The sequence below is a fragment of the Protofrankia sp. Cr1 genome (assembly GCF_963555865.1).
Classification (GTDB): domain Bacteria; phylum Actinomycetota; class Actinomycetes; order Frankiales; family Frankiaceae; genus Protofrankia.
The window spans coordinates 1-1,749 of record NZ_CAUVXO010000576.1; the positions used below are offsets into that span (position 1 = coordinate 1).

Below are 1,749 nucleotides of genomic sequence, written 5' to 3' on the forward strand. Positions count from 1 at the left end.
CCGGGGCGCCACAGCCGTAACAGGGTTCAAGCCGCGACGTCGAGGGCACGCAGGCGCGCCTGACGCAGAATCTCCGCCTCAGGCGGGCCGAACAGCTCCGGCAGCGGGCCGTGTACCCAGGACAGCAGCAGATCGGCAAGTGCGGGGTTCTGCGCGAGCACCGGACCGTGGAGATACGTACCGAGCACGTGGTCGTCCACGATGCCGTCGGTCTGATCCGCGGTGCCGTTACCAACGCCCTTGCGTACGACGCCGAGCGGCCTGCCCTGCCCGCCAGGCAGCCTCCGCGTCCGCCCGGCGTGGTTCTCGTACCCGAGCAGGACCGGAAGACCGAGATCGGATGCTGGTTCCACCACGACGTCACCGACCGCGCGGGGTGGCGCCGGCTGGTCCGCCGGGTCGAACGACCGACGGGTCTCCACATCCACCAGGCCGAGTCCGTCATGGACCTGGCCGTCGCCGGTGGGAAACGAGGCGCCGATCACCTGGTAGCCGGCGCAGACCGCGAGAACGACCGCACCTTCGTTGACCGCTCGCAGCAGCGCGGTGCTCCTGCGCAATCCTTCGGCGGCCAGTACCTGCGGTTCGTCCTCGCCGCCGCCGAGCAGGTAGATGTCACAGCTGCCGGGCACCGGCTCGCCAGCCGGAATATCGATCACCTCGGCCGGTAGCCCGCGCCAACGCAGCCGCTGCGCCAACACGATCGCGTTGCCGCCGTCACCGTAGGTCCCGAGCAGCTCCGGGTAGATCAGGGCGATCCGGGTCGCCGACTCGGTGATCACATTGCCATCCTGGTCATCTACTCGTCCTCACCGGGGCAACCCGCCCCAGGATGTCACGGAAGGCGGTGTAGTTGGCGACAACGTCCACGGTCCCCTCCTGGGCAACCGTGGACGCCGCGCTTTCGGCATCCGGGTGGACGGTGTGCGGCACCTCGGCGTAGGCCAGGCGAACGCTCATATCCTCCTTGCGCTCACCGGTGACCAGGACCTGCCGGCCCGCGAGCCGCTCGAACGGGACATCCCATATCCAGGACGGATCACGGCCGTCAGCGGTCTGCGAGTTGAAATCGATGATCACCGGCCGCGCGGGCGCCGTGTTGAGCAGTTCCATCATCTCCACCCAGCCGGCCGGGTTCTTGGCCAGCAGGAGCCGCCCGCGGACACCGTTCTCGTCGAGCTCGATCTCCTGATAGCGCCCCTGGACGTCGCCGAGACCCGTCATCGCGCCCAGTGCGTCGCCGACCTCGACCCCGAAAAGTCTCGCCGCGGCGGCGGCCATCGCCGCGTTGCCGAGGTTCACCCGTCCGGGCAGGTCGATGGATGCCTTGACGTGGGAGCCGAACCACAGCAGTTCGCCAGGCCCGATGACGGCGACGAGCGGTTCCGGGCGGGCCAGCCCGCAGTCACACCACCAACCCGAGGAGTTACGATGGAGCAACCGGGCGCACTGCGGGCACACCATCGCATCCGCCGTCCAGTTCTGCCCGGCCGAGACCCAGGTCTGGTTCGCCCAACTGGACGCCGCCCAGACCACGAGCGGATCGTCAACGTTGGCGACCACTGTCGCGTCAGGCAGATCCGCCCCAAGCTCACGCCAGAGGCTCGCGATCCGTCGGGTCTCGTTGGACCGGTCGAGCTGGTCCCGGCTGATGTTGAGCAGTACAACGGCCCGGGGAAGGATCTGCCTGGCAACCTTGGGCAGCCAGATTTCGTCCACCTCGAGCGCGGCGGTCGCGTCAAAGGGCGG

The 1,749-nt window shown here is 68.8% G+C and carries 2 protein-coding genes; both read right to left on the minus strand.

Going from position 1 to position 1,749, the window contains the following annotated elements; translation table 11 throughout:
• Window positions 1-26 precede the first annotated feature (26 nt).
• Window positions 27-782: a glutamine amidotransferase gene (locus tag U9980_RS26050; protein ID WP_322755880.1), complete on the minus strand. Its 756-nt coding sequence runs from the start codon at window positions 780-782 to the stop codon at window positions 27-29.
• Window positions 783-795: 13 nt separating this feature from the next.
• The coding region (locus U9980_RS26055) for a DUF1727 domain-containing protein (protein ID WP_322770349.1) at window positions 796-1,749 on the minus strand (954 nt) is incomplete at its 5' end.